This is a genomic window from Cellulomonas sp. SLBN-39 (genome assembly GCF_006715865.1).
Lineage (GTDB): Bacteria > Actinomycetota > Actinomycetes > Actinomycetales > Cellulomonadaceae > Cellulomonas.
In genome coordinates, this window is sequence record NZ_VFOA01000001.1 from 1,211,485 (window position 1) to 1,230,195 (window position 18,711).

Genomic DNA, 18,711 nt, shown 5'->3' on the forward strand with positions numbered 1-18,711 from the left:
CGCCGCTCAGGCGGACGGGCTGGTGAGGACCTCGACGCCGTCCTCGGTGATCGCGACGGTGTGCTCGCTGTGCGCGGTGCGGCAGCCGGTCGCGCTGCGCAGCGTCCAGCCGTCGTCGTCGGTGACGAGCTCGTCGGTGTCGGCCATGACCCACGGCTCGAGCGCCAGCAGCAGGCCCGGGCGCAGGCGGTACCCGCGGCCGGGGCGGCCGGTGTTGGGCACGTGCGGGTCCTGGTGCATGGTCGAGCCGATGCCGTGCCCGCCGAACTCGGTGTTGACCGGGTACCCCGCCGCGGTGAGCACCGTGCCGATGGCGTGCGAGACGTCCCCGAGGCGCACCCCGGGCCCCGCGGCGGCGATCCCCGCCGCCAGCGCCCGCTCGGTCGCCTCGATCAGCGCGAGGCTCTGCGGCGGGCGGGTCTCGCCGACGACGAAGCTGATCGCGGAGTCCGCGGCGATGCCGTCCTGGAGCACGGCGATGTCGAGGGTCAGCAGGTCGCCGTCGGCGAGCCGGTAGCGGTGCGGCAGGCCGTGCAGCACCCCGTCGTTGACGGACGTGCAGACGTGGTGGCCGAAGGGGCCGCGGCCGAACGACGGCGCGTAGTCGACGTAGCAGGACTGCGCGCCGGCGTCGGCGATCAGCTCGCGGGCCCACCGGTCGATCTCGAGCAGGTCGGTGCCGACGGTGGTGCGGTCCCTCAGGGTCTGCAGGATGTCGCCGACGAGGGCGCCGCTGACGCGGGCGCGGTCGAGCTCGGTGGGGGTGAGGATCTCGATCACGGGGCGACCTTCTCGGTGGTGCGGCTCGTCGGGGACGACGTCGATCCCGGTAAGACTATCCCGGTATCAGAATCCCGGGACTACGCTCGGGGCATGGTCCGGCTGCCGCTCACCCCCGCCGACGTCGCCCGCGGGCAGCGCCTGGGCGCCCTGCTCCGCGAGGCCCGCGGCACCCGCTCCATGCTCGACGTCGCGCTCGACGCCGGCGTCTCCCCCGAGACGCTCCGCAAGATCGAGTCGGGCCGCGTCGCGACCCCCGCGTTCCCCACCGTCGCCGCGATCGCCGGCGCCCTGGGCCTGTCCCTCGACGCGGTCTGGGCGCAGATCACCGCCCCCGACACCGCCACGGACCGCACCCGCGAACCCCTGGCCTCCTAGACCCGCCTCATCGACGAGCTGGACCGCCGCTCGCTCTGACGCGCTGGGCAGCGAACGGCGCGGCGATCAGACGGTCGCCACCCACAGGCCGTCGCGGGCGCGGGTCATCGCGACGTAGAGCTCGCGGCGACGGTGCTCACGGCGCTCGCGCGCCACGTCGTCCAGCCCGCCCGAGCTCCGGTCCAGCCACTCGGCGGCGACGTCGGCGAGCAGGACGTGCGCGAGCTCCAGGCCCTTGGCGTGCTTGACCGCCCCGACGCGCACGGCGTCGACGTCCGACCCGTCGTGCTGCTCCAGCCGCACCACGTGCAGACCCGCGCGGCGCAGGTGCTGCACGGCGTGGTCGGCACCGGCGCGCGAGAGCGCCAGCACGCCGACCTGCCCGAGCGGCACGCCCGCCGTCACGAGCTCCTGCACGTGCCGGACCAGGCGCGCGGTGCGGTCCACCTCGTTCGCGCAGCGCACCCACACCGGCGACGGTCCCTGCCGCTGCACCGGTGCGCACGTGTCGCCGGTCTGCTCGGTGCCGTCGACGTCCGGGAAGGTCTCCCCCGCGACCAGCGTCGACGCCAGCTGCAGCACCTGCGCGGTGCTGCGGTGGTGCACGTCGAGCACGGTGGTGCGGGCGCCGACGTCGATGCCCGCCTCGTCGAGGGCGAACCCGCCCGGGTACACGGTCTGCTGCCCGTCGCCGACCAGCGTCAGCCCGTCCGGCGCGTCGCCCACGAGCCCGTGCAGCAGGCGCAGCGCGACGGTCGACAGGTCCTGCACCTCGTCGACCACGACGGCGGCGTACCGGCCCGGCTCCGGGCGGGCCGCGAGCTCGGCCTGCGCGAGCGCCACCTGGTCCGCGAGGTCGTGCACGCCCCGGTCCGCCAGACCGCGCGCGTAGGCCTCGTGCAGGTCCCACACCACGCGGCGGGCCGGTCCGTCGAGCTGGTGGCGCCGGCCACGGCGCGGCAGCATCGCGTACTGCTCGAACCGCGTCAGCCCGCGGCCCTTGATGACGTGCGTGACCTCGTCGTGCCAGTAGACCTGGTCGTGGTCCTCGTCGTCGATGACGCTGCCCGCGCCGACCTGCCCCCAGGCGGTGGTCCACGCGGCGGTGATGAGGGACGCGTCGATGCGGCACGCGACGCCACGCTCGGCCAGCACGCGCGCGGCGACCTCGTGCACGCCCGCGACCTCGACCGCGTCGGCGACGTCGGGCGCCAGCCGGGCCAGCAGGGGGCGCAGCGTCGCGGGGAGCGTGCGCGTGTACGTGGTCAGCAGGACCGCCCCCTGCCGGGCGCGCGCCAGGTACGCGGCGCGGTGCAGCGCCACGACCGTCTTGCCGGTGCCCACGGCGCCGCGGATCCGCGACGGACCGTTGCACGAGCGGCGCACCGCGTGCGCCTGCGCGGGGTCGAGCCAGGTCATCCACGGCTCGACGTCGACCACCTCGGGCACGGCGGCTGCGGCACCCGTCACCGGCGCCGCCGGGGGCGCGGGGACCACGACCTCCGCCGCCGGCTCGGGACGCGGGGCGGGCAGCGCCGGGTCGCCGCCCGGACGGGCGGTGGTGGCCAGCAGGTGGTCCCGCAGGGCGGTGGTCTGGGCGGCCGTCAGCCGGCGGCCCCGCGACTCGACGACGCGGACCACGTCGCGCTCGCCGACCACGCGGACGGGGCCGACGCGCTCGTCGACGCCCTCGCGCCCCACGACGACCGCGAGCGCCTGGACCTCGCCGGGCGCGAGACCCAGCTCCGCCAGCTCGGCCTCGGTGCGGTAGGCGCGGTCGGCCAGCGAGAACAGCTCGTCGGTGACGTCGGGCGTGACCCCCTCGTCGCCGACCGGCCAGGTGGTCGTGGCGACGACGTGGACGCCTGCGGGCCCGACGACGGTCACGGCGGGCCGTGCGCGGCGCGAGCCGCCGGGCGCGTCGGGCACGACGTGGTGGCCGCGGGCGGCGAGCGGTGCCACGACGCCCAGCAGCCGCTGCTGGGCGGCCGCGCCGGCCCAGGCCTGCACGGCAGCCGCGGCACGGCTGCGGCGGTCGGTGGAGCGCGCGGGCGGCGCCTGCGGCCCGGGCCCGCCGGTGCCGGGCACGTCGCTCCCGGGCGCGTCGACGGGCCGGGCGTCCACGGCGGTGGCGTCCGGTGCTGTGCTGTCCCCTGCGGGCATGTGGTGGTCCTCCCGCGCCACCCATCGGCCGGGGCGGGTGACCTGTGAGCGCTCGCGCCGTGGCGCTGCGCGCGACGCCACGGGCGGCGTCGGTCAGCGGCCGGTCGGAGGCCTGTCGGGGGCCGGTCAGGACCCGGTCAGGTCAGGGGCCGGCCGGCGGGTCGACGTGGGGCGCGACGGACGGCGTGCTGGGCGGCGCGGCGTCCTCCGCCGCCGCGGCGGCGCGCCCGCGACGGCCGAGCGGGCCGGGGACCCCGCCGAACCGGGGTGCGGCGACGACCGCGGGGACCATGAGCAGCGCGGGCACGAGGAACGCGGGACCGAGGCCCGTCGTCTCGGACAGCAGTCCCAGGACGACCGCGCCGAGCGTGGCGCCGACGTAGTTGAACAGGTTGATGCGTGCGACGACCTGGTCGAGGCGCTCGGGCGCGAGCTCGCCGGCGGCGGAGAACGCGAGCGGCACGAGCGAGCCGGTGCCGACGCCGGTGAGCGCGAACCCGACCACCGCGACCGTCGGGCTGGGCACGAGGGCCACGAGCAGCAGGCCCACGACGCCGACGCTCGCGCACGCCGCGACCACGGCGGCGCGGCCGACGCGGCGCACCAGCGGGTCGCCGAGCAGGCGGGTCACGAGGACCGCGGCCTGGTAGGCCGCGTACCCGAGGGGCGCGACCGCCCCGGGGGCCACGAGCGTGTCGTGCAGGTAGACGGTGCTCCAGCTGGACACGGCGGAGTCCGCGACGAAGGCGATGGCGACCATGGCGCCGAACAGCCAGATACCGGCGCGCGGCAGCGGGGGCGGGGCAGGTGCACCGGCGGCGCCGGGCGCTGCGGCGTCGGACGTCGCCTCCGCCGCGGCGACGGGCGTGGTCTGGGCGGTCGTGAGCAGCGACGTGCGGGCGGCGAGCGCGACGCCCGCGGCCACCGCGGCGGCGACGAGCAGGGCCGTGATCGCCCCGCGCTCGGTGCCGAGCCGCGTCAGCCCGGACTGCGTGAGCGCGGCGGTGATCGCCGCCGCGGTCAGGCACGCGAACAGCGTCGACATGATCGACCGCCCGACGGCCCGCTGGAGCGCGACGCCCTGCATGTTGCCCGCCGCGTCGACCATGCCGAGCCCGAGCGAGAACACCGTGAACGCGGCGACCAGCGGCGGCACGGACGTCGCGGTGGTGACCAGGCCGAGGCCGACGGCCTGGGCGAGCAGCCCCGCCACGAGCGCGAGCCGGCTGGCCCGTCGGGTCGCGATCCGCTCCGCCAGCACCGAGCCCGCGGCCGCGAGCAGCGCGCCCATCAGCAGGACCAGCGAGATCGTCGCGTCGTCGATGCCGGTGCGCAGCTTGAGCCCGGGCAGCGCGGTGACGACCGTCGCGTACCCGAAGCCCTGCGCCGCGTACGAGGCGCCGACGGCCACGCGGGCGCGCACGGTCGCGACCCCGGACGTCGTGGTGGTCGTGCTGGCGTCGGTCATCGCGGGAGAACCCCCTGGTGCGCGCGGGACGGGTGCCCTGCGGAGGCTACGGGCGGCGGCGCCCGTGCGGGAGGGGTTCGCAGGTCTCGTTACGTGCCGGACCCCTGACCAGGTCGGCCCGTCACGTGCCGGACACGTGGCGCGCGGGCCCGGTGACGCGCGTCTCGGGCGCGACCGCTCACGCCCGGGCCCCCGCGGCCGATGGCACGACCGGGAGGTGCCATGACCGAGCAGTGGTTCACGGCGATGCACCCGGTCCAGGACCGGGCACGGGAGGCCGCGCGTCGGCACGCGCTGGAGTCGGGCGCGGTCGTCGACGCCTCCGTGGTGCGTCGCGGCGAGACGGAGCGGCGCATCTGGTCGGCCCGCATGGACGACGAGCGCGGTGTCGACGCCGTCCTCGCCGGGCTGCGCGCCGACGGGTGGCTCACGGTCACCGGCGTCGCCTGGCCCGGGCGTCCGCTCGGCCTGCTCGACCGCGTGCTGGTCGGCCCCGGCGGTGTCGTCGTCCTCGAGGTCGACGGCCCCGCCACGCCCCCGCGCCGCGCGTTCCGCCGGACCGGCCGTGCCCGCACCCCGGACGTGCGCGAGCGCGCAGCAGCCGCGGCGGGTGCGATCAGCGCCGTGCTCGCGCCCGCGCACCGCACCGCCGTGCGTGCCCTCGTGTGCCGCACCGAGCACCTCACCGACCCGGCCCTGCCGGGCGGCACCGCCGCGGACGCCGCCGGCACGCCGGTCGTGCACCGCGCGCAGCTCGCCGACCACCTGCTGGCGCTGCCCGGCCGGCTCACCGCGGCCGAGGTCGAGGGCCTCGCGGCCCTGCTCGCCACCCGCCAGGGCGCGCAGGTGCCCGACGTCGTGACGACCGCGGCGTTCGCGGTGCCGGGCCCGTGGCGGCGCTGGCGGCTGGCCCGCCACCGTGCGCGGACCGAGCGGCTGGCGTGGCGGCAGGAGCGCCGCGGCCCCCTCCCGGTGGTGCTGGGCGTCGCCGGCACGCTGACGGTGGCGGCCGCGCTCATGGCCCCGCTGGCCGGTCTGGCCGGCTGACCCCCGGGCTCCCGCGCGGTCGTCCGCCCCCGCGCGCGGGTCCCAGCGCGGATACTTCGTGCCTGTGACCTCCCCCTCCGCACCGTCACCCGTCCGCCCCTCCCCCGCGGCGCGCACGCTCGTCGTCGTCCTCGCCGTGCTCGGCCTGGCCGCCTGCGACCCGGCGCTGGGCGCCACGAGCACCGGGTCGGACCCCACCGGTGCCGCCGGCAGCGCGCTCGCTGCGGCCCGGGACCTCACCGTCAAGGGCCGCGCCCCCATGACGGGGTACGACCGCGAGCTGTTCTCGTACGGCTCGGTCGACGTCGACGAGAACGGCTGCGACGCCCGCAACGACGTCCTCGCGCGCGACCTCGACGACGTGACGTACAAGGCCGGCACCCGGGACTGCGTGGTCGCCTCGGGCACCCTGCAGGACCCGTACTCCGGCGAGGAGATCGCCTTCACGCGGGGGCAGGACACGTCGAGCGCGGTGCAGATCGACCACGTCGTCGCGCTGGCGGACGCGTGGCAGAAGGGCGCCCAGCAGTGGGACGAGGCGACGCGGGAGGCGTTCGGCAACGACCCGATGAACCTGGTCGCCGTCGACGGGCCGCTGAACAACGCCAAGGGCTCGGGCGACACGGCGACGTGGCTGCCGCCCAACCGCGCGGCCCGCTGCGGGTACGTGGCGCGGCAGGTCGCGGTGAAGCAGACCTACGACGTGTGGGTGACGGCCGCCGAGCAGGACGCGATGGTCGAGGTGCTGAGCACGTGCCCGGACGAGCCGCTGCCGACGTCGGACGCGTCGTGGTGGCCGGAGGGTGCGGACGCGGACGCCGCGCCGGCGGAGGACGACGTGCACTACGCGACGTGCGCCGACGCCCGTGCGGCAGGAGCGGCGCCGCTGCACGAGGGCGAGCCCGGCTACCGGGCCGAGATGGACGGCGACGGCGACGGCACCGCCTGCGAGTAGCCCGGCCGGCCCGGTCGCGGCGGGGACCACCCTGCCGCGACCGGCGTTCAGCCCAGGAGACGGGCGATGACGCGCGCGGCGGCGCGCGGGGAGAGCCGCTCGGACCGGGTCAGACGCCCCTCGAGGGCGGCGACGTTGAGCACGGAGATCACGGCGAGCGCGGTGTCGTAGTCGTCCTGCGTGGTGCCGGGCTCGGCGGCGGCGCCCTGCCGGGCGCGGCGGACCTCGGCGACCTGGTCGGCGAGCACCTCGTGCGAGCGCACGTGCAGCTCGGCGAGGTCGCTCGACGCGTCGGGGTGGCGCAGGCCGTAGGCGAGGAACTCCAGGGAGAGCAGGACGCGGGGGTCGTCCTGGGTGCCGCAGAGCCAGTCGGTGACGGCGTCCTGGTCGACGCCGTCGACGCTCACCCCCGGGATGGTGGCGTCGGGGGCGTCGATGCTCAGGTCGAGCTGCTCGCGGGCCAGGGCGAGGAACACCTCCTCCTTGGAGGCGAAGTGCGCGTACAGGGCGCCCTTGGTGTACCCGGCGGCGGCGGCGATGTCGCCGACGGACGCGCCCTCGTACCCCTTCTCGGCGATGACGCGGGCGGCGGCCGCCAGCAGGTCGGCGCGGGTCCGCTCGACCTTCGCGCGGCGGCGCTCGTCGGCGCGCGGGCCGCCGGTGGCGCGCGTGACGCCCTCGGACGCCTCGGCGAGCCCGCGGGACGCCTCGCGCAGGCTCGCGGCGATGGTCTCGGAGACCTCGGGGACGACCTGGCGGGCCTGCTCGCCGAGCAGCCGGGTGAGCTGGGCGGTCGCGTCCGCGAGCGCCCGGGTCGCGGCGCTGAGGGACTCGTCGGTGTCGCGGGCCATGCGCCGAGCCTAGCCGAGGCCCATACCGCCCGGTACCCGACCCCGTACCGATCGGAACATCCCTCTTGATACCTACCGGTATGCAGGACTACGGTCGATCGCGTACCGGTCGGAACTTCCAGGAGGTGGGACATGGGCACGGACGACGTGCTCACCGTCCGCGGGCTGCGCAAGCGGTACCGGGGGCGGCAGGGCGTGCAGGCCAACGACGGCATCGACCTCGACGTCGCCGCGGGGCAGGTCGTCGGGCTGCTAGGCCACAACGGCGCCGGCAAGTCCACGCTCGTGCACCAGGTGGTGGGCATCGTGCGGCCCGACTCCGGCAGCATCACGCTCGACGGCGTCGACGCCGTGGCCCGCCCCGACCTCGCGCGCCGCGCCGCGACCGTGCAGGCCCAGGCCAACGTGCCGATCACCGGCCTGACCCCCCGGCGCGCGATCGAGCTGGTCGGGCGGATCCGACGCGGCGACCGCGCCACCGTGCGCCGCCGGACCGAGGAGCTGCTCGACGCCCTCGACCTGGGCCCCTGGGCGGACACCCCGGCGGAGAAGGTCTCCGGCGGCATCGCGCGCCTGACCGCCTTCGCCATGACCGCCGTGCAGCCCGGCCGGCTGGTGGTCCTCGACGAGCCCACCAACGACGTCGACCCCGTGCGCCGGCGCCTGCTGTGGCAGCAGATCCGGGGCCTGGCCGACGCCGGGCACGGCGTCCTGCTGGTCACGCACAACGTCCGCGAGGCCGAACGGGTCGTCGACCACCTCGCGATCCTCGACCGCGGCGTCGTCCTCGCCTCCGACACCCCCGCCGGCCTCACCGCGTCGCTGCGCGGGTCGCTGACCGTCGAGGTCGACGTCGCGCCCGGCACCGTGCTGACCTGGCACCCCGCCGTCCGGGTCACCAGCACCGGCCGCCTGCGGGAGGCCGGCACCGTGCCCGCGGCCCGCGCCGCCGACGTCGTGGCGTGGGCGCAGGCCGAGGTCGACGCCGGGCGGCTCGAGCGGTACGCCCTGACGCCCGCGTCGCTCGAGGACGTCTACGTCGCGCTCGTCGGCGACGAGCGCCGCGCCGACCACCACGACCCTGCCGACCCGTCGCGCCCCGCACCGCAGGAGGACGCCGCATGAGCACCCTGACGCCCACCGCCGCACCCCCGCGCACCGCCACGCACCGCCCGGGGTGGGACGCGGTGCAGCAGACCGGCCTGCTCGTGCAGTGGCAGCTGCGCCGGCAGGCCCAGTTCCTGCCCCTCATGGTCGTCGTGCAGGTGTTCCTCGCCGTCACCACCGTCATCGGGTACGGGCTGCTCGTCGGCGACCCCGACCCGCGCACGGCCCTCTACCTGGCCACCGGCGCGCCGACCATCACGCTCGTGACCATCGGGCTCGTCGTGACCCCGCAGCTGCTGTCGCAGGCGCGGGTGGAGGGCAGCCTCGACTGGATGCGCACCCTGCCCGTGCCGCGCAGCGCGTTCCTCGTCGCAGACCTCACCGTGTGGACGCTGCTCGCGCTGCCCGGCATGGTCCTGGGCGTCGTCACCGGCGCCCTGCGGTTCGACCTGACCCTGACGCCCGCGTGGTGGGTCGTCCCCGCGTCCGTGCTCGTCTCCCTGACCGCCGCCGCGGTGGGGTACGCCATGGCGTCGCTGCTGGCGCCGGCCCTGGCGCAGCTGCTCACGCAGGCGCTGGTGTTCGTCGTGCTGCTGTTCTCGCCCGTGTCCTACCCGGCCGAGCGCATGCCCGACTGGCTGGCGCAGGCCCACCGGTGGCTGCCGATCGAGCCGATGGCCCAGCTCGTGCGCGCCGGCCTCGCGCCCGAGGAGTTCACGATGCCGGGCCGGTCCCTGGTCGTGCTCCTCGTGTGGTGCGCGGCCTCCGTGACGGGCGCGACCCTGGCCCTGCGCCGCCGCGCCTGACGGCCCGTAGGGGCGTCAGGCAGCGACGGCCGCACCGCCGGCACCCCGGGTGCGGGACGCACGACGCGTCCCGCACCCGGGTGGCGCCCGGTCAGGCGCTCCCGTACGCCTCGTACGTCGTGCCCGCCTCCATGACCTCGTAGAACGTCGCGTCGAACGTGCCCGTGCCGTCCGCCGCGAGCTCGTCGACCCACCCGCGGGCCGCGCCCACGACGGTGCCGTCCGTGTCCCGGGCGAGGACGACGACCTGCACGTAGACCATCTCGGGGTCGACACCCGTCGCGGTCACCGCGCCGGTCACGGTCGTGGAGTAGTCGTCCGAGGTCGCCGCGAGGTCCGACGTCGAGACGGCGGGCAGGTCGGTCGCGTACCGGGCCTCGGCGACGTCGGGCAGCACGACCTCGACGCGGTCCACCGGGGTGTCCCCGACCTCGTAGATGACGCCGGTCAGCGCCGACACGCCCGACGACGCCGACGAGTACGCGTCGTCGGTGGCCAGCACGGTGCCGTCGGCGGCGAGCGCCTGGATCTCGAGCACCGAGTACGGGAACGAGTGCTCCGGGTTCGGGTTGTCGATCACGACCGCGTACCACCACGACGTCTCGTCGTAGACCTCCTGGCCGAACGCGACCTCGACGACCTCGACCGGCTCGGCGGGCGGCCCGTCCGGCGTCGGGTCCGTCAGCGCGGGGTAGTCGTACGGGTCGACGTCGGAGCCGGCGCCCGACCAGCCCTGGGTGAAGCCGTCGACGAAGTCCTGGCGGATCCCGGCGTAGGCCACGTGCGTCACGCCGACCACGAGCAGCGCGACCAGCGAGACCGCGACCGCGGCGACCGCGACGCCCTTGCCTCCGCGGGTGCCGCGCACGGCGCCGACGAGCGCGGGGATGCCGACGGCGAGCGCCACGAGGGCCAGCAGCGCACCCACGTACTGCAGGAACGGGATCCACGACGGCAGCAGCCCGAGCACCGCAAGGACCAGCGCGGTGATCGCCAGCCCGGCGCGCGGGCCGGACCGCGGGGCCGGCGCACCGGCGTACCCGGGCGGCGGCGCGGCGTAGGGGCCCGCGGTCGGCGCGCCGTACGGAGCCGAGGGCGCGCCGGGGGTCGGGGTGCCGTACGGGGCCGGGACGGGCGGGACCCCGGCGACGGCCGGGGGCAGGAACCCGCCGGGCGGGGTGGGGGGCGTGGCAGGCGCCGCGGGGCCGGGCGGCGGCACGGGGGCCGACGGCGCGACGACAGGCTCGGGCTGCGGTGCGGGGGCGGCGGCGGGCGGGCCGTACGGCGACGGCATCGAGCACAGGCCCGGGGTGCCGAAGGGCGGGGGTGCGGCAGGGCCGTCGTCCGGGGTCCCCGGGGGCGGCGGCGGGACCGCCGGGGCCGGGGGCTGCTCGGGCGAGCCCGGCTCAGGGGTGCTCACGGACAGGGCTCCTCGCGCTGGGGGTGCCGCGGTCGACGTGCCGACGGCCCGCACAGGGTGCCAGCCGCCGACGCCCCGGCACCGCCGCCGTCCACAGCACCACCCGGCCCCGGGCGGCGTGTCGGGGTCGACACGCCGCCCGATCACCCGAACGTGCGTCCAGCTTCCGAGCCTCGTCACGTCACCGCGTGACGCGCTCAGCCCGTCGTGCGGTCGCGCGAGAGCCGCTCCTCGGGGTCGGCGCACCGCTGCGCGGGCACACCCTGCCCGTCCCGCGCGGGCACGTCCCAGCGCGGGTCGGCCGGGTCGTCGTCCCACGGCGTCGCCCCGGGGTCGGCGCGCACCGCGTCGACGTCGGGCACCACCGTGTCGAGCACGGCCGAGCCCTGCGCGGGGCCCTCGAGGACGAACGTCTCCGGGGTGTCCCCGCCGGTGACGGGCGCGAGGTCGAGCCTCTTCTGCGCCCGCACGTACGCGGGCACGAGCAGCACGACGGCGCCGATCCACGCCAGCGGGTTGCCCCACACCACGCCGTCGTAGCCGTACGCGGCACCGAGCACGACGGCGGCGCCGACGCGGCACACCAGCTCGACCACGCCCGTCGCGGTCGGCACCACCGTGTGCCCGAGCCCCTGCAGGGCGCCGCGCAGCACGAACAGCACGCCGAGCACCACGTAGAGCGCGCCGTTGACGAGCAGGAAGTGCGCGGCCATGCCGACCACCCGCTCCTCGCCCGGGCCCACGAACGCCGAGACGATGGGTGCACCGGCGGCGACGAGCACGGCCCCGAGCAGCACCGAGCCGCCGACCGCGATCCACGACGCCTGCACGACACCGGCGCGGATCCGGTCCGGGCGCCCGCCGCCGTGGTTCTGCGCGACGAACATCGACACCGCCAGCCCGAGGGACGCGAGCAGCGCGACCGCCAGCCCGTCCACGCGCGCCGCCGTGGTGTACGCGGCGACGGCGTCGGAGCCGAGCTCGTTGAGCCGCACCTGCACGGCCAGCGTGCCGATCGCGATGATCGACGCCTGGAACCCCATCGGCAGGCCCAGGTGCAGGTGGCGGCCCAGGTCGGCGCGCGCGGCCCGCCAGTCGCCGCGCCGCACGTGCAGCACGGGCACGCGCCGGCGCACGTACTCCAGGCACAGCACCACGGAGACCGCCTGGGAGACGATCGTCGCGAGCGCCGCCCCGGCCACGCCCATGCCGAGCCACGGCACGGCGACCACGACGAGGACGACGTTGAGCACGCACGCGAGCGTGAGGAAGATCAGCGGCGTGCGGGAGTCCCCGATCGCACGGACGACCGCCGACAGGTAGTTGAAGAACATGATCGCGCTGGCGCCGAGGAAGCTGACCACCGCGAACGTCGTGGCCATCGGCAGCAGCTCAGCCGGGGTCTGCAGCGCGCGCAGCGCGGGCCCGGCGAGCAGCGGCGCGGCCACGGTCAGCACGACGCTCGTCGCGGCCGTGAGCATGGTGCCCGCGGCCACCGAGCGGCGGACCCCGTCGAGGTCGCCCGCGCCGAAGGCCTGCGCCGTCGGGATGGCGAAGCCCGAGGTCATGCCCCACGCGAAGCCGAGGAGCAGGAACAGCAGGGACCCCGTCGCGCCGACCGCCGCGAGGGCGTCGACGCCGAGGACGCGGCCCACGACGATCGCGTCGGCGACGTGGTAGAGCTGCTGGACGACGTTGCCGACCAGCAGGGGGACGGCGAAGAGCAGGATGACGTGCCAGGGGCGACCGGCGGTGAGGACCTTGGGCATGACGGGGGTCTCCGGAATCGGAGGGACGGGGCTGGGGGTGTCGCGGTGGCCGGTCGTGCCGGTCGCGGCTGCCCTCGATCGTATCGATACGACACAGGGCGGAGTGAAGTCCTTTCCGCCGGTCGGTGGATGCCCAGTGCGTCACACCCAGCCCGTCGCGCCGGACGCTCCGCGGGTCGCGGCGCAGGCCCCGGCGGGGCGGCCGGGCTCGGACGGGTGACGTGCGCGCCGCACGCGTGTGATCACCCGGCCCCGATCCTCCAGACGCCGGGGTCGTCGGCCGATCCCCGAGGCATGGTGATGAGGGAGACGGACGGCACCGACGGGCGCGCACCCCGGCACGCCCGCACCCCGGAGCACGAGGCCGGCGCACCGGCCGGTCCCCTCACCACGTCGGCCCCCGCACCGTCCACGTCGACGGGCGACCCCCGCCCCGCCGCCACCCTCCCCACCCCCGGCGGCGCGCCGGACGACGACGCGTCCCAGCTCGTGGCCGAGATCCTCGACACCCTCGCCGACGACGGCTGGACGATGCTGCACGACCTCACGTGGCCCGACCGCCCCCACGCCGTCATCGACCACGTGGCCGTGGGCCCCGCGGGCATCGTCGTCGTGGCGTCACGGCACGGCGCCATGACCTCCCGCCTGCTGCGCGAGAGCGGCTACGGGAGGTCCGCCGCCGTCGAGCGCGTCGCGCAGGCCGCCGCCGCGATCACCGCGACCCTGCCGCCCCGGCACCGGTCCGCCGTCCGCGCCGTGCTGTGCGCCTCCACCGGCCCGATGCCCGTCGTCATCAACGGCGTGCCCGTCGTCTCCGCCCACCGCCTGCCCGAGCTGCTGCACGTGCTGCCGCCGCGCCTGTCCCCGTTCGGCGTGCGCGACGCCCTGCGCGTGGTCCGCACCGCGTCGTCGTCGGGCGGACGCCGCCCCTGGTGGTCGCTGGGCACGGAGCCCGGCGAGGGCGCCGACCTGCCCGGCGACCCGACGGACTGACCGGGGTCACGCGCACTGGCCGGCACGCACGCCGGAGACCACCACGTCGCCGAGCGCCGGTGCGCGGTCGTTGCCCGTGCACACCAGGTCGTCCGCGACCCGCAGCGCGTCCAGCACCACCGCCGGTCCCGTGCCGTCCAGCACGCGGACGGTCCCGGCGACCCGTACCGGGTTCACCGTCGACCCCGGCGCGCACCGCCCGTCCAGCGCCCGCCCGCCCAGCCGCAGGGCCTCCGGCCCGCCGCGCGCACCCCGGACCTCGAGGTCCGTCCCCACCGCGGACGCGCACACCTCGCCCCCACGCACGTCGACCAGCCGCACGCCGGCGGCGAACGTCGACGCGACGAACGACGGCCGCGCGTCGCGCACCTGCACCCAGCCGCCGACCCACGTGCCCCGCAGGTGGGCGCCGGCGATGTGCTCGCCGTCGGTCCCCCGCACGTCGACCGCCCCGAAGAGGCGCGAGCGCCAGACCCCGAACGCGCCGATCCGGCCCTCCACGTCGCCGCGCACCGTCGAGTCCTCCACCGCGACCGTGCCGGCGCCGTCCATCCGCAGGTCGCCGACGACCTCGACGTGCCGCAGCACCACCAGGCCGCTGCGGGCCAGGACGACGTCGCCGCCGACGTGCGCGTCCTCGAGCTGCAACCAGCTGACGGACGGCGCCACGTGCACGTCGCCGTCGACCCGCAGCCGGGTGAGCGTGACGTCCTCGACGCCGGTGAGCACGTGCACGTCGCCGCGCACGACCAGCCCGGGCGCGACGCACCCCTGCGCGACCACCACGTCGCCCGGCGCGGGCGAGACCGGGGCGACGCCCTGCTCGCAGACCTGCGTGGGCGCGGCCGACGCGGCACCCTGCCCCGCCGCGACGAGCAGCAGGGCCAGGGCGACGCCCGCCGCGCGACGGGCGCCCCGCGCGCTCATGCGCACTGCCCCGACCGGGTGCCCTGCACGACGGTGCGCACCACCGTGGGCGGCGGTGCGGAGCCCTCGCACCCCAGGTCGCCCGCGACGACCAGGTCGGCGACCGTGACCGGTGCCGCGTTCTCCCGCAGCCGCACCGAGCCGCCGACCGTGGCGGGGGTCTGCGCCGGACCGGGCACGCACCGGCCCAGGTGCACCGGGCCGCCCAGCCGGACCGGCCCCTGGGCCCGCTGGACGAGGACGGACGCGCCCGTGCGGGTGCCGCACACCTCCGCGAGCACCGGGCGGGTGAGGGTCGTCCCCTGCGCGAGGGTCGACCCGAGGAGCCGCGGCTGCCCGCCCACCAGGGAGACCCAGCCGCCGAACCACGACCCCCGCAGCCACAGGTCGGCCGACGGTGCGCGCGTCGGGGCGTCGAGCCGCACCGGCCCGTGCACGACCGACCGCACGACCCACAGCGCGCGCCCCACCGTCCCGCGCAGCTCGCCGTCGAGCACGACGCGCTCCAGGTAGGCGTTGCCGGGGGCGTCGAGCGTGACGTCGGCCCCGACCTGCGCCCCCACCACCGAGACGTCGGTGCCGCGCCCCAGGTGCACGGACCCGCCGACCACGACGTCCTGCAGCGCGGCCCACCCCACGTCGGGGGCCACACGCACGTCGCCGTCCACCCGGGTGCCGACCGCCTCGCACCCGGCACCGAGCAGGAGGTCGCCGGCGACGGCCGGCGGGGGTGGTGCGCCGGCGGAGCACACGACGTCGGCACCTGCCGCCCGGGGCGGAACCGCCGTCGCCGGCCCGCCGCCGAGGAGCACGACCGCCACCACGGTCGCGCACGCGACCACCCGGTGCCGTGCTCTCGTCGTCGCCCTCGGTCGCACGTCGCCCCCCCCTGCGTCGCGTCCGTCGCGGCCCATCGTCACGCCTCGACGACGACCACGCGACAAGGACGGGCGACCTGGTCGGGCAGGGGCGGCCTCAGGGAGTCCGCTCGCCCGGGGCGGTCACCCGCATGAGCCGCACGCTGTCGGGCAGGGCGTCGACGTCGCCGGGCGCCGGCCACGGCAGGGCCTTCGACGGCCAGCGCGAGGACCGGTAGTCCGCCAGCACCGCGTCGAACGCCTGCACCGCACCCAGGGAGTCCTCCGTGAACGCGTGGCCCAGGCGCACCTCGTCCCAGTACTCCTGCCATGACGAGAACAGCGTGAACGCGACGTCGCCGGCACGCTCCACGTGGGACCACGCCTGGTCCTCCGTGAGGTACCCGGCCATCCACGCGAGCCGCGCGAACGCCACGGTGAGCATGACGTCCTTGGCCCACAGCAGGCGGGCCGGCGCGTCCGGGTCGGCCGGCACGCCCCGGGCCGCGACCTCATCACGCGTCAGCCCGGTCAGCGCGCTGACCCGCGTGAGCACCTCGTCCCGGCTGGGCCCGCCGAGGGCGTCGACGAACGGCAGGCTGACGCTGCGGTCGAGGAACGCCCGGCCCAGGGCGTCGAGCGCGGCGTCCGTGCCGGCGACCTTGTGGTCGCGGTCCATGGCGCCGCGCAGGGCCGCCGTGCGGTGCAGCGGCAGCGTCAGGTACGGACCACGGCCGCGGGGCGGCACGGGCACGCGCCCGGCCAGGCGCACCTCGCACGGCCAGTGCTCCAGCGAGTGGTTCCAGGCGCCGATCTGGTAGTCCGCGAGCGCGTCGAGGGCCAGCAGCTGCTGCTGGCGCAGCGTCAGGGGCGGGACCCGGCCGGCGCGCAGGTAGTGCTGCTGCTCGCGCCGCGGCAGCGCCCAGTCCGCGACGCCGACGACCGTGCGCACCGCCGCCGCGAGCAGCGCCACGAGCACGAGCGCGGCGAGCAGGAACCCGGGGTCGGCGAGCCCGTCGGGCGCGACGAGCGGCAGCACCCACGGCTCGGCGACCAGCACCGCGAGCACGAGCAGCACCGCGACGACGACGGCGCCGAGCGTGCGCGCCCGGTCGGCGGGGGTGCCGCGGCGGGCCTCGCGCACGCGCCGTCCGCTGCCCGGGTGCACGCCCACGGGGAAGGCACGGTCCCCGGGGTGGTTCTGCAGCAGCACGCGGCGATCGTAGTCACCGCACGTCACGGGCCGGTCCGGGCGGCCGGCACGACCGCGGTCGTCCGGGCCGGGCGTCCGGTCAGTCCGCGGGCGGGTCCGTCAGGGCGCGCAGGGCGGCGTCGACGGTGCGGTCGCGGCGGGTGCGGGCGGTGTGCAGCTCGACGACGTCGGCCGCCAGGTCGCGCGGGACGTCGCCGTGCAGGGTGCCGACGGAGAAGGTCTCGCCCGCCGCGACGGACGCGAGCACCTGCGTGAGCAGCGCGCCGAGCATCGCCGGCAGAGGCACGGCCACGCCGCCGTCGTGCGCGACCCAGCGGTCCACGACGCCCGTCCCACCGGCCGCGAGCACGGCGGCGGCCTGCCGGCGCTCGGGCTCGGTGACGAGGATCGTGCGGGTGCGGGTGGTGCTCGGAGCGGGCATGGTCGCCTCCTTCATGGGCGGACCTCCAGGGTGCGCCCGGGCGGGGCGGGCGGCCAACACCTTTCGTCGCCGTCGTGCGGCGTGGCGGGCCGCGGCGGGCCCGTGGTGCGGCGCACGTGTGCGAACGTGGACGGGCCTCAAGCACGGGGCCTGGCGGGACGATCGAGAACGGGTGAGCGTGCCGAGCGACGACCTTCCGCGGTCCCCGACGGGCCGGGTGCCGCAGTGGGTGCGCGACGAGGCCACCGGGCAGGCCGTGCCGGTCGGCTGGAGCGCGCCACCACCACCGCAGCGCCGGGACGGGCTCGGTGCGGCCGCGCGGGCCATGATCGCCGTGGTCGTCGTCGCGCTCGTCGGCGTCGTCGGTGTCACCCTCGCCCCGGGGGTGCTGACCGCCGCGGGCGTGACGGTGCGGGGCATCAACGCCCCGCGGATCCCGGCCCCGACGCCCGCGCTGGTGGCCCTCGGCGACGAGGCGTTCCTCACCGACGCGGGCCGTGACCTGCTGTACCTGTCCCGGGCCGAGCTGCTCGGCGCCGCGGACTTCGCCGGCCGGTGCGACGACCGGGGCTGGCTCGGAGCGTCCGCGACGCCCCGGGCCGACGGCACGGTCGGGTGCTACTGGCCCGACGACGGCAGCATCGTCGTCTACCGCCCGGACGACGAGCGGCTGCACGGCTCGGTCGTCGAGACCGTCGCGCACGAGGTGCTGCACGCGGCGTGGGACACGCTGACCCGCGACGAGCAGGCCGTCGCGACCGCGCTGCTGGCCGTGGAGGTCGCGGCCCTCGACCCCGCCGACCCGGTGCACGAGCAGATCGCCGGGTCCGTCGGCGACCACCCCGAGGCGACGGCCACCGAGCACTTCGCGTACCTGGGCACGCAGGTGTGGCGCGACGGCGGGCTCGACCCGCAGCTGGAGCGGATCTACGCCCGGTTCGTCGCGGACCGGGCCGCGCTCGTCGGGGTGCACACCGCCTGGACGGGACGGCTCGACGACCTCGAGGCCGAGATCACGGCCGCGCAGGAGTCGTTCGAGCAGCGGTACACCGCCGACGCGCAGACCCGCGCGCAGCACGCCGCCGACACCGCGACCGTCCAGGCGTACCGCGAGCTCCTCGACGCCAAGGACGCCGAGGTCGCGGCCCTCGCGCCCGCGCAGCGCGAGCGCGTGCTGCTCTCGTGGACGTGGCACGACGGCACCGAGCTGCCCATGGCCCCGGCCGCGACGACGCTCGCCGCCGCCCGCGCGCTGCTCGCCCGCGACGACGCCGACCTGGCCGCGCGCGCGGCGCCGCTCGCGGCGGCCGAGGCGGAGCTCGCCGCCGAGGAGACCCGCGTCACCGCGATGGTCGACGACTACAACGCCCTCATCACCCAGCTCGACCCGACGTCTCGCTAGCACGCACATGAGCCCTTCGGACGCAGAGTGCTGTGCATCACCTCATTAACTAGTACGGTTAATAACGTGCTCCCTGACAACAAGCGCCATGTCGTCACGGTGCGCCGACTGCTCGAGCGGACGCTCGGGTCCCGCGCCTCCGTGACCGAAGCAG

Annotated in this window: 17 protein-coding genes; 7 read left to right on the plus strand and 10 right to left on the minus strand. The window is 77.1% G+C overall.

Going from position 1 to position 18,711, the window contains the following annotated elements:
- Positions 1-6: 6 nt before the first annotated feature.
- On the minus strand, positions 7-780 hold the full coding sequence (gene map / locus FBY24_RS05465; protein WP_142158755.1) for a type I methionyl aminopeptidase: 774 nt from the start codon (positions 778-780) through the stop codon (positions 7-9).
- 93 nt (positions 781-873) lie between these two features.
- Here map and FBY24_RS05470 point away from each other — a divergent pair, with 93 nt between their 5' ends.
- Positions 874-1,158: a helix-turn-helix domain-containing protein gene (locus tag FBY24_RS05470; RefSeq protein WP_142158757.1), complete on the plus strand. Its 285-nt coding sequence runs from the start codon at positions 874-876 to the stop codon at positions 1,156-1,158.
- A 66-nt stretch (positions 1,159-1,224) separates the two neighbouring features.
- Here the strand turns inward: FBY24_RS05470 and FBY24_RS05475 are convergent, their stop codons facing one another.
- Together FBY24_RS05475 and FBY24_RS05480 are read right to left on the minus strand one after the other, a co-directional pair.
- On the minus strand, positions 1,225-3,321 hold the full coding sequence (locus tag FBY24_RS05475) for a UvrD-helicase domain-containing protein (protein WP_142158759.1): 2,097 nt from the start codon (positions 3,319-3,321) through the stop codon (positions 1,225-1,227).
- Between the two features lie 142 nt (positions 3,322-3,463).
- Positions 3,464-4,789, minus strand: coding sequence for an MFS transporter (locus FBY24_RS05480; protein WP_142158761.1), 1,326 nt, complete (start codon positions 4,787-4,789; stop codon positions 3,464-3,466).
- Between the two features lie 222 nt (positions 4,790-5,011).
- Between FBY24_RS05480 and FBY24_RS05485 the strand changes: the two genes are divergently transcribed.
- Positions 5,012-5,836, plus strand: coding sequence for a hypothetical protein (locus tag FBY24_RS05485; RefSeq protein WP_142158763.1), 825 nt, complete (start codon positions 5,012-5,014; stop codon positions 5,834-5,836).
- A gap of 64 nt (positions 5,837-5,900) precedes the next feature.
- A complete protein-coding gene (locus tag FBY24_RS05490) occupies positions 5,901-6,791 on the plus strand; it encodes a DUF1524 domain-containing protein (protein ID WP_255432241.1) in 891 nt (296 codons plus the stop codon).
- A 47-nt stretch (positions 6,792-6,838) separates the two neighbouring features.
- Here FBY24_RS05490 and FBY24_RS05495 read toward each other — a convergent pair whose 3' ends face one another.
- Positions 6,839-7,642 (minus strand): TetR/AcrR family transcriptional regulator, encoded by an 804-nt coding sequence (locus tag FBY24_RS05495; RefSeq protein ID WP_142158765.1) that lies wholly within the window; start codon positions 7,640-7,642, stop codon positions 6,839-6,841.
- 132 nt (positions 7,643-7,774) lie between these two features.
- On the opposite strand from FBY24_RS05495, the gene FBY24_RS05500 reads away from it, so the two are divergent.
- Both FBY24_RS05500 and FBY24_RS05505 read left to right on the plus strand, forming a co-directional pair.
- The gene (locus tag FBY24_RS05500; RefSeq protein ID WP_142158767.1) at positions 7,775-8,767 is read left to right on the plus strand and encodes an ABC transporter ATP-binding protein; all 993 of its coding nucleotides are present in this window, start codon (positions 7,775-7,777) and stop codon (positions 8,765-8,767) included.
- The gene (locus FBY24_RS05505) at positions 8,764-9,555 is read left to right on the plus strand and encodes an ABC transporter permease (protein WP_142158769.1); all 792 of its coding nucleotides are present in this window, start codon (positions 8,764-8,766) and stop codon (positions 9,553-9,555) included. The genes FBY24_RS05500 and FBY24_RS05505 overlap by 4 nt, the downstream gene beginning before the upstream one ends.
- A gap of 91 nt (positions 9,556-9,646) precedes the next feature.
- Here the strand turns inward: FBY24_RS05505 and FBY24_RS05510 are convergent, their stop codons facing one another.
- Positions 9,647-10,975 (minus strand): FxLYD domain-containing protein, encoded by a 1,329-nt coding sequence (locus tag FBY24_RS05510; RefSeq protein WP_142158771.1) that lies wholly within the window; start codon positions 10,973-10,975, stop codon positions 9,647-9,649.
- Positions 10,976-11,172: 197 nt separating this feature from the next.
- A complete protein-coding gene (locus tag FBY24_RS05515) occupies positions 11,173-12,744 on the minus strand; it encodes an MATE family efflux transporter (RefSeq protein ID WP_142158773.1) in 1,572 nt (523 codons plus the stop codon).
- A 294-nt stretch (positions 12,745-13,038) separates the two neighbouring features.
- Here FBY24_RS05515 and FBY24_RS05520 point away from each other — a divergent pair, with 294 nt between their 5' ends.
- Positions 13,039-13,737 carry a nuclease-related domain-containing protein gene (locus FBY24_RS05520; RefSeq protein WP_142158775.1) on the plus strand — a complete coding sequence of 233 codons (699 nt, stop codon included), beginning with the start codon at positions 13,039-13,041 and terminating at the stop codon, positions 13,735-13,737.
- Between the two features lie 6 nt (positions 13,738-13,743).
- On the opposite strand, the gene FBY24_RS05525 is transcribed toward FBY24_RS05520, so the two are convergent.
- From FBY24_RS05525 to FBY24_RS05540, 4 genes are all read right to left on the minus strand, one after another.
- Positions 13,744-14,664 (minus strand): hypothetical protein, encoded by a 921-nt coding sequence (locus FBY24_RS05525; RefSeq protein WP_142158776.1) that lies wholly within the window; start codon positions 14,662-14,664, stop codon positions 13,744-13,746.
- Positions 14,661-15,488, minus strand: a complete 828-nt coding sequence (locus FBY24_RS05530) for a hypothetical protein (RefSeq protein ID WP_142158778.1) — start codon at positions 15,486-15,488, stop codon at positions 14,661-14,663. The genes FBY24_RS05525 and FBY24_RS05530 overlap by 4 nt, the downstream gene beginning before the upstream one ends.
- Positions 15,489-15,639: 151 nt before the next feature.
- Positions 15,640-16,734: a DUF1266 domain-containing protein gene (locus FBY24_RS05535; protein ID WP_142158780.1), complete on the minus strand. Its 1,095-nt coding sequence runs from the start codon at positions 16,732-16,734 to the stop codon at positions 15,640-15,642.
- Positions 16,735-16,813: 79 nt separating this feature from the next.
- Positions 16,814-17,155 (minus strand): hypothetical protein, encoded by a 342-nt coding sequence (locus tag FBY24_RS05540; RefSeq protein WP_140459316.1) that lies wholly within the window; start codon positions 17,153-17,155, stop codon positions 16,814-16,816.
- Positions 17,156-17,327: 172 nt separating this feature from the next.
- Between FBY24_RS05540 and FBY24_RS05545 the strand changes: the two genes are divergently transcribed.
- Positions 17,328-18,557, plus strand: coding sequence for a hypothetical protein (locus FBY24_RS05545; protein WP_142158782.1), 1,230 nt, complete (start codon positions 17,328-17,330; stop codon positions 18,555-18,557).
- The last annotated feature ends 154 nt before the right edge of the window (positions 18,558-18,711 follow it).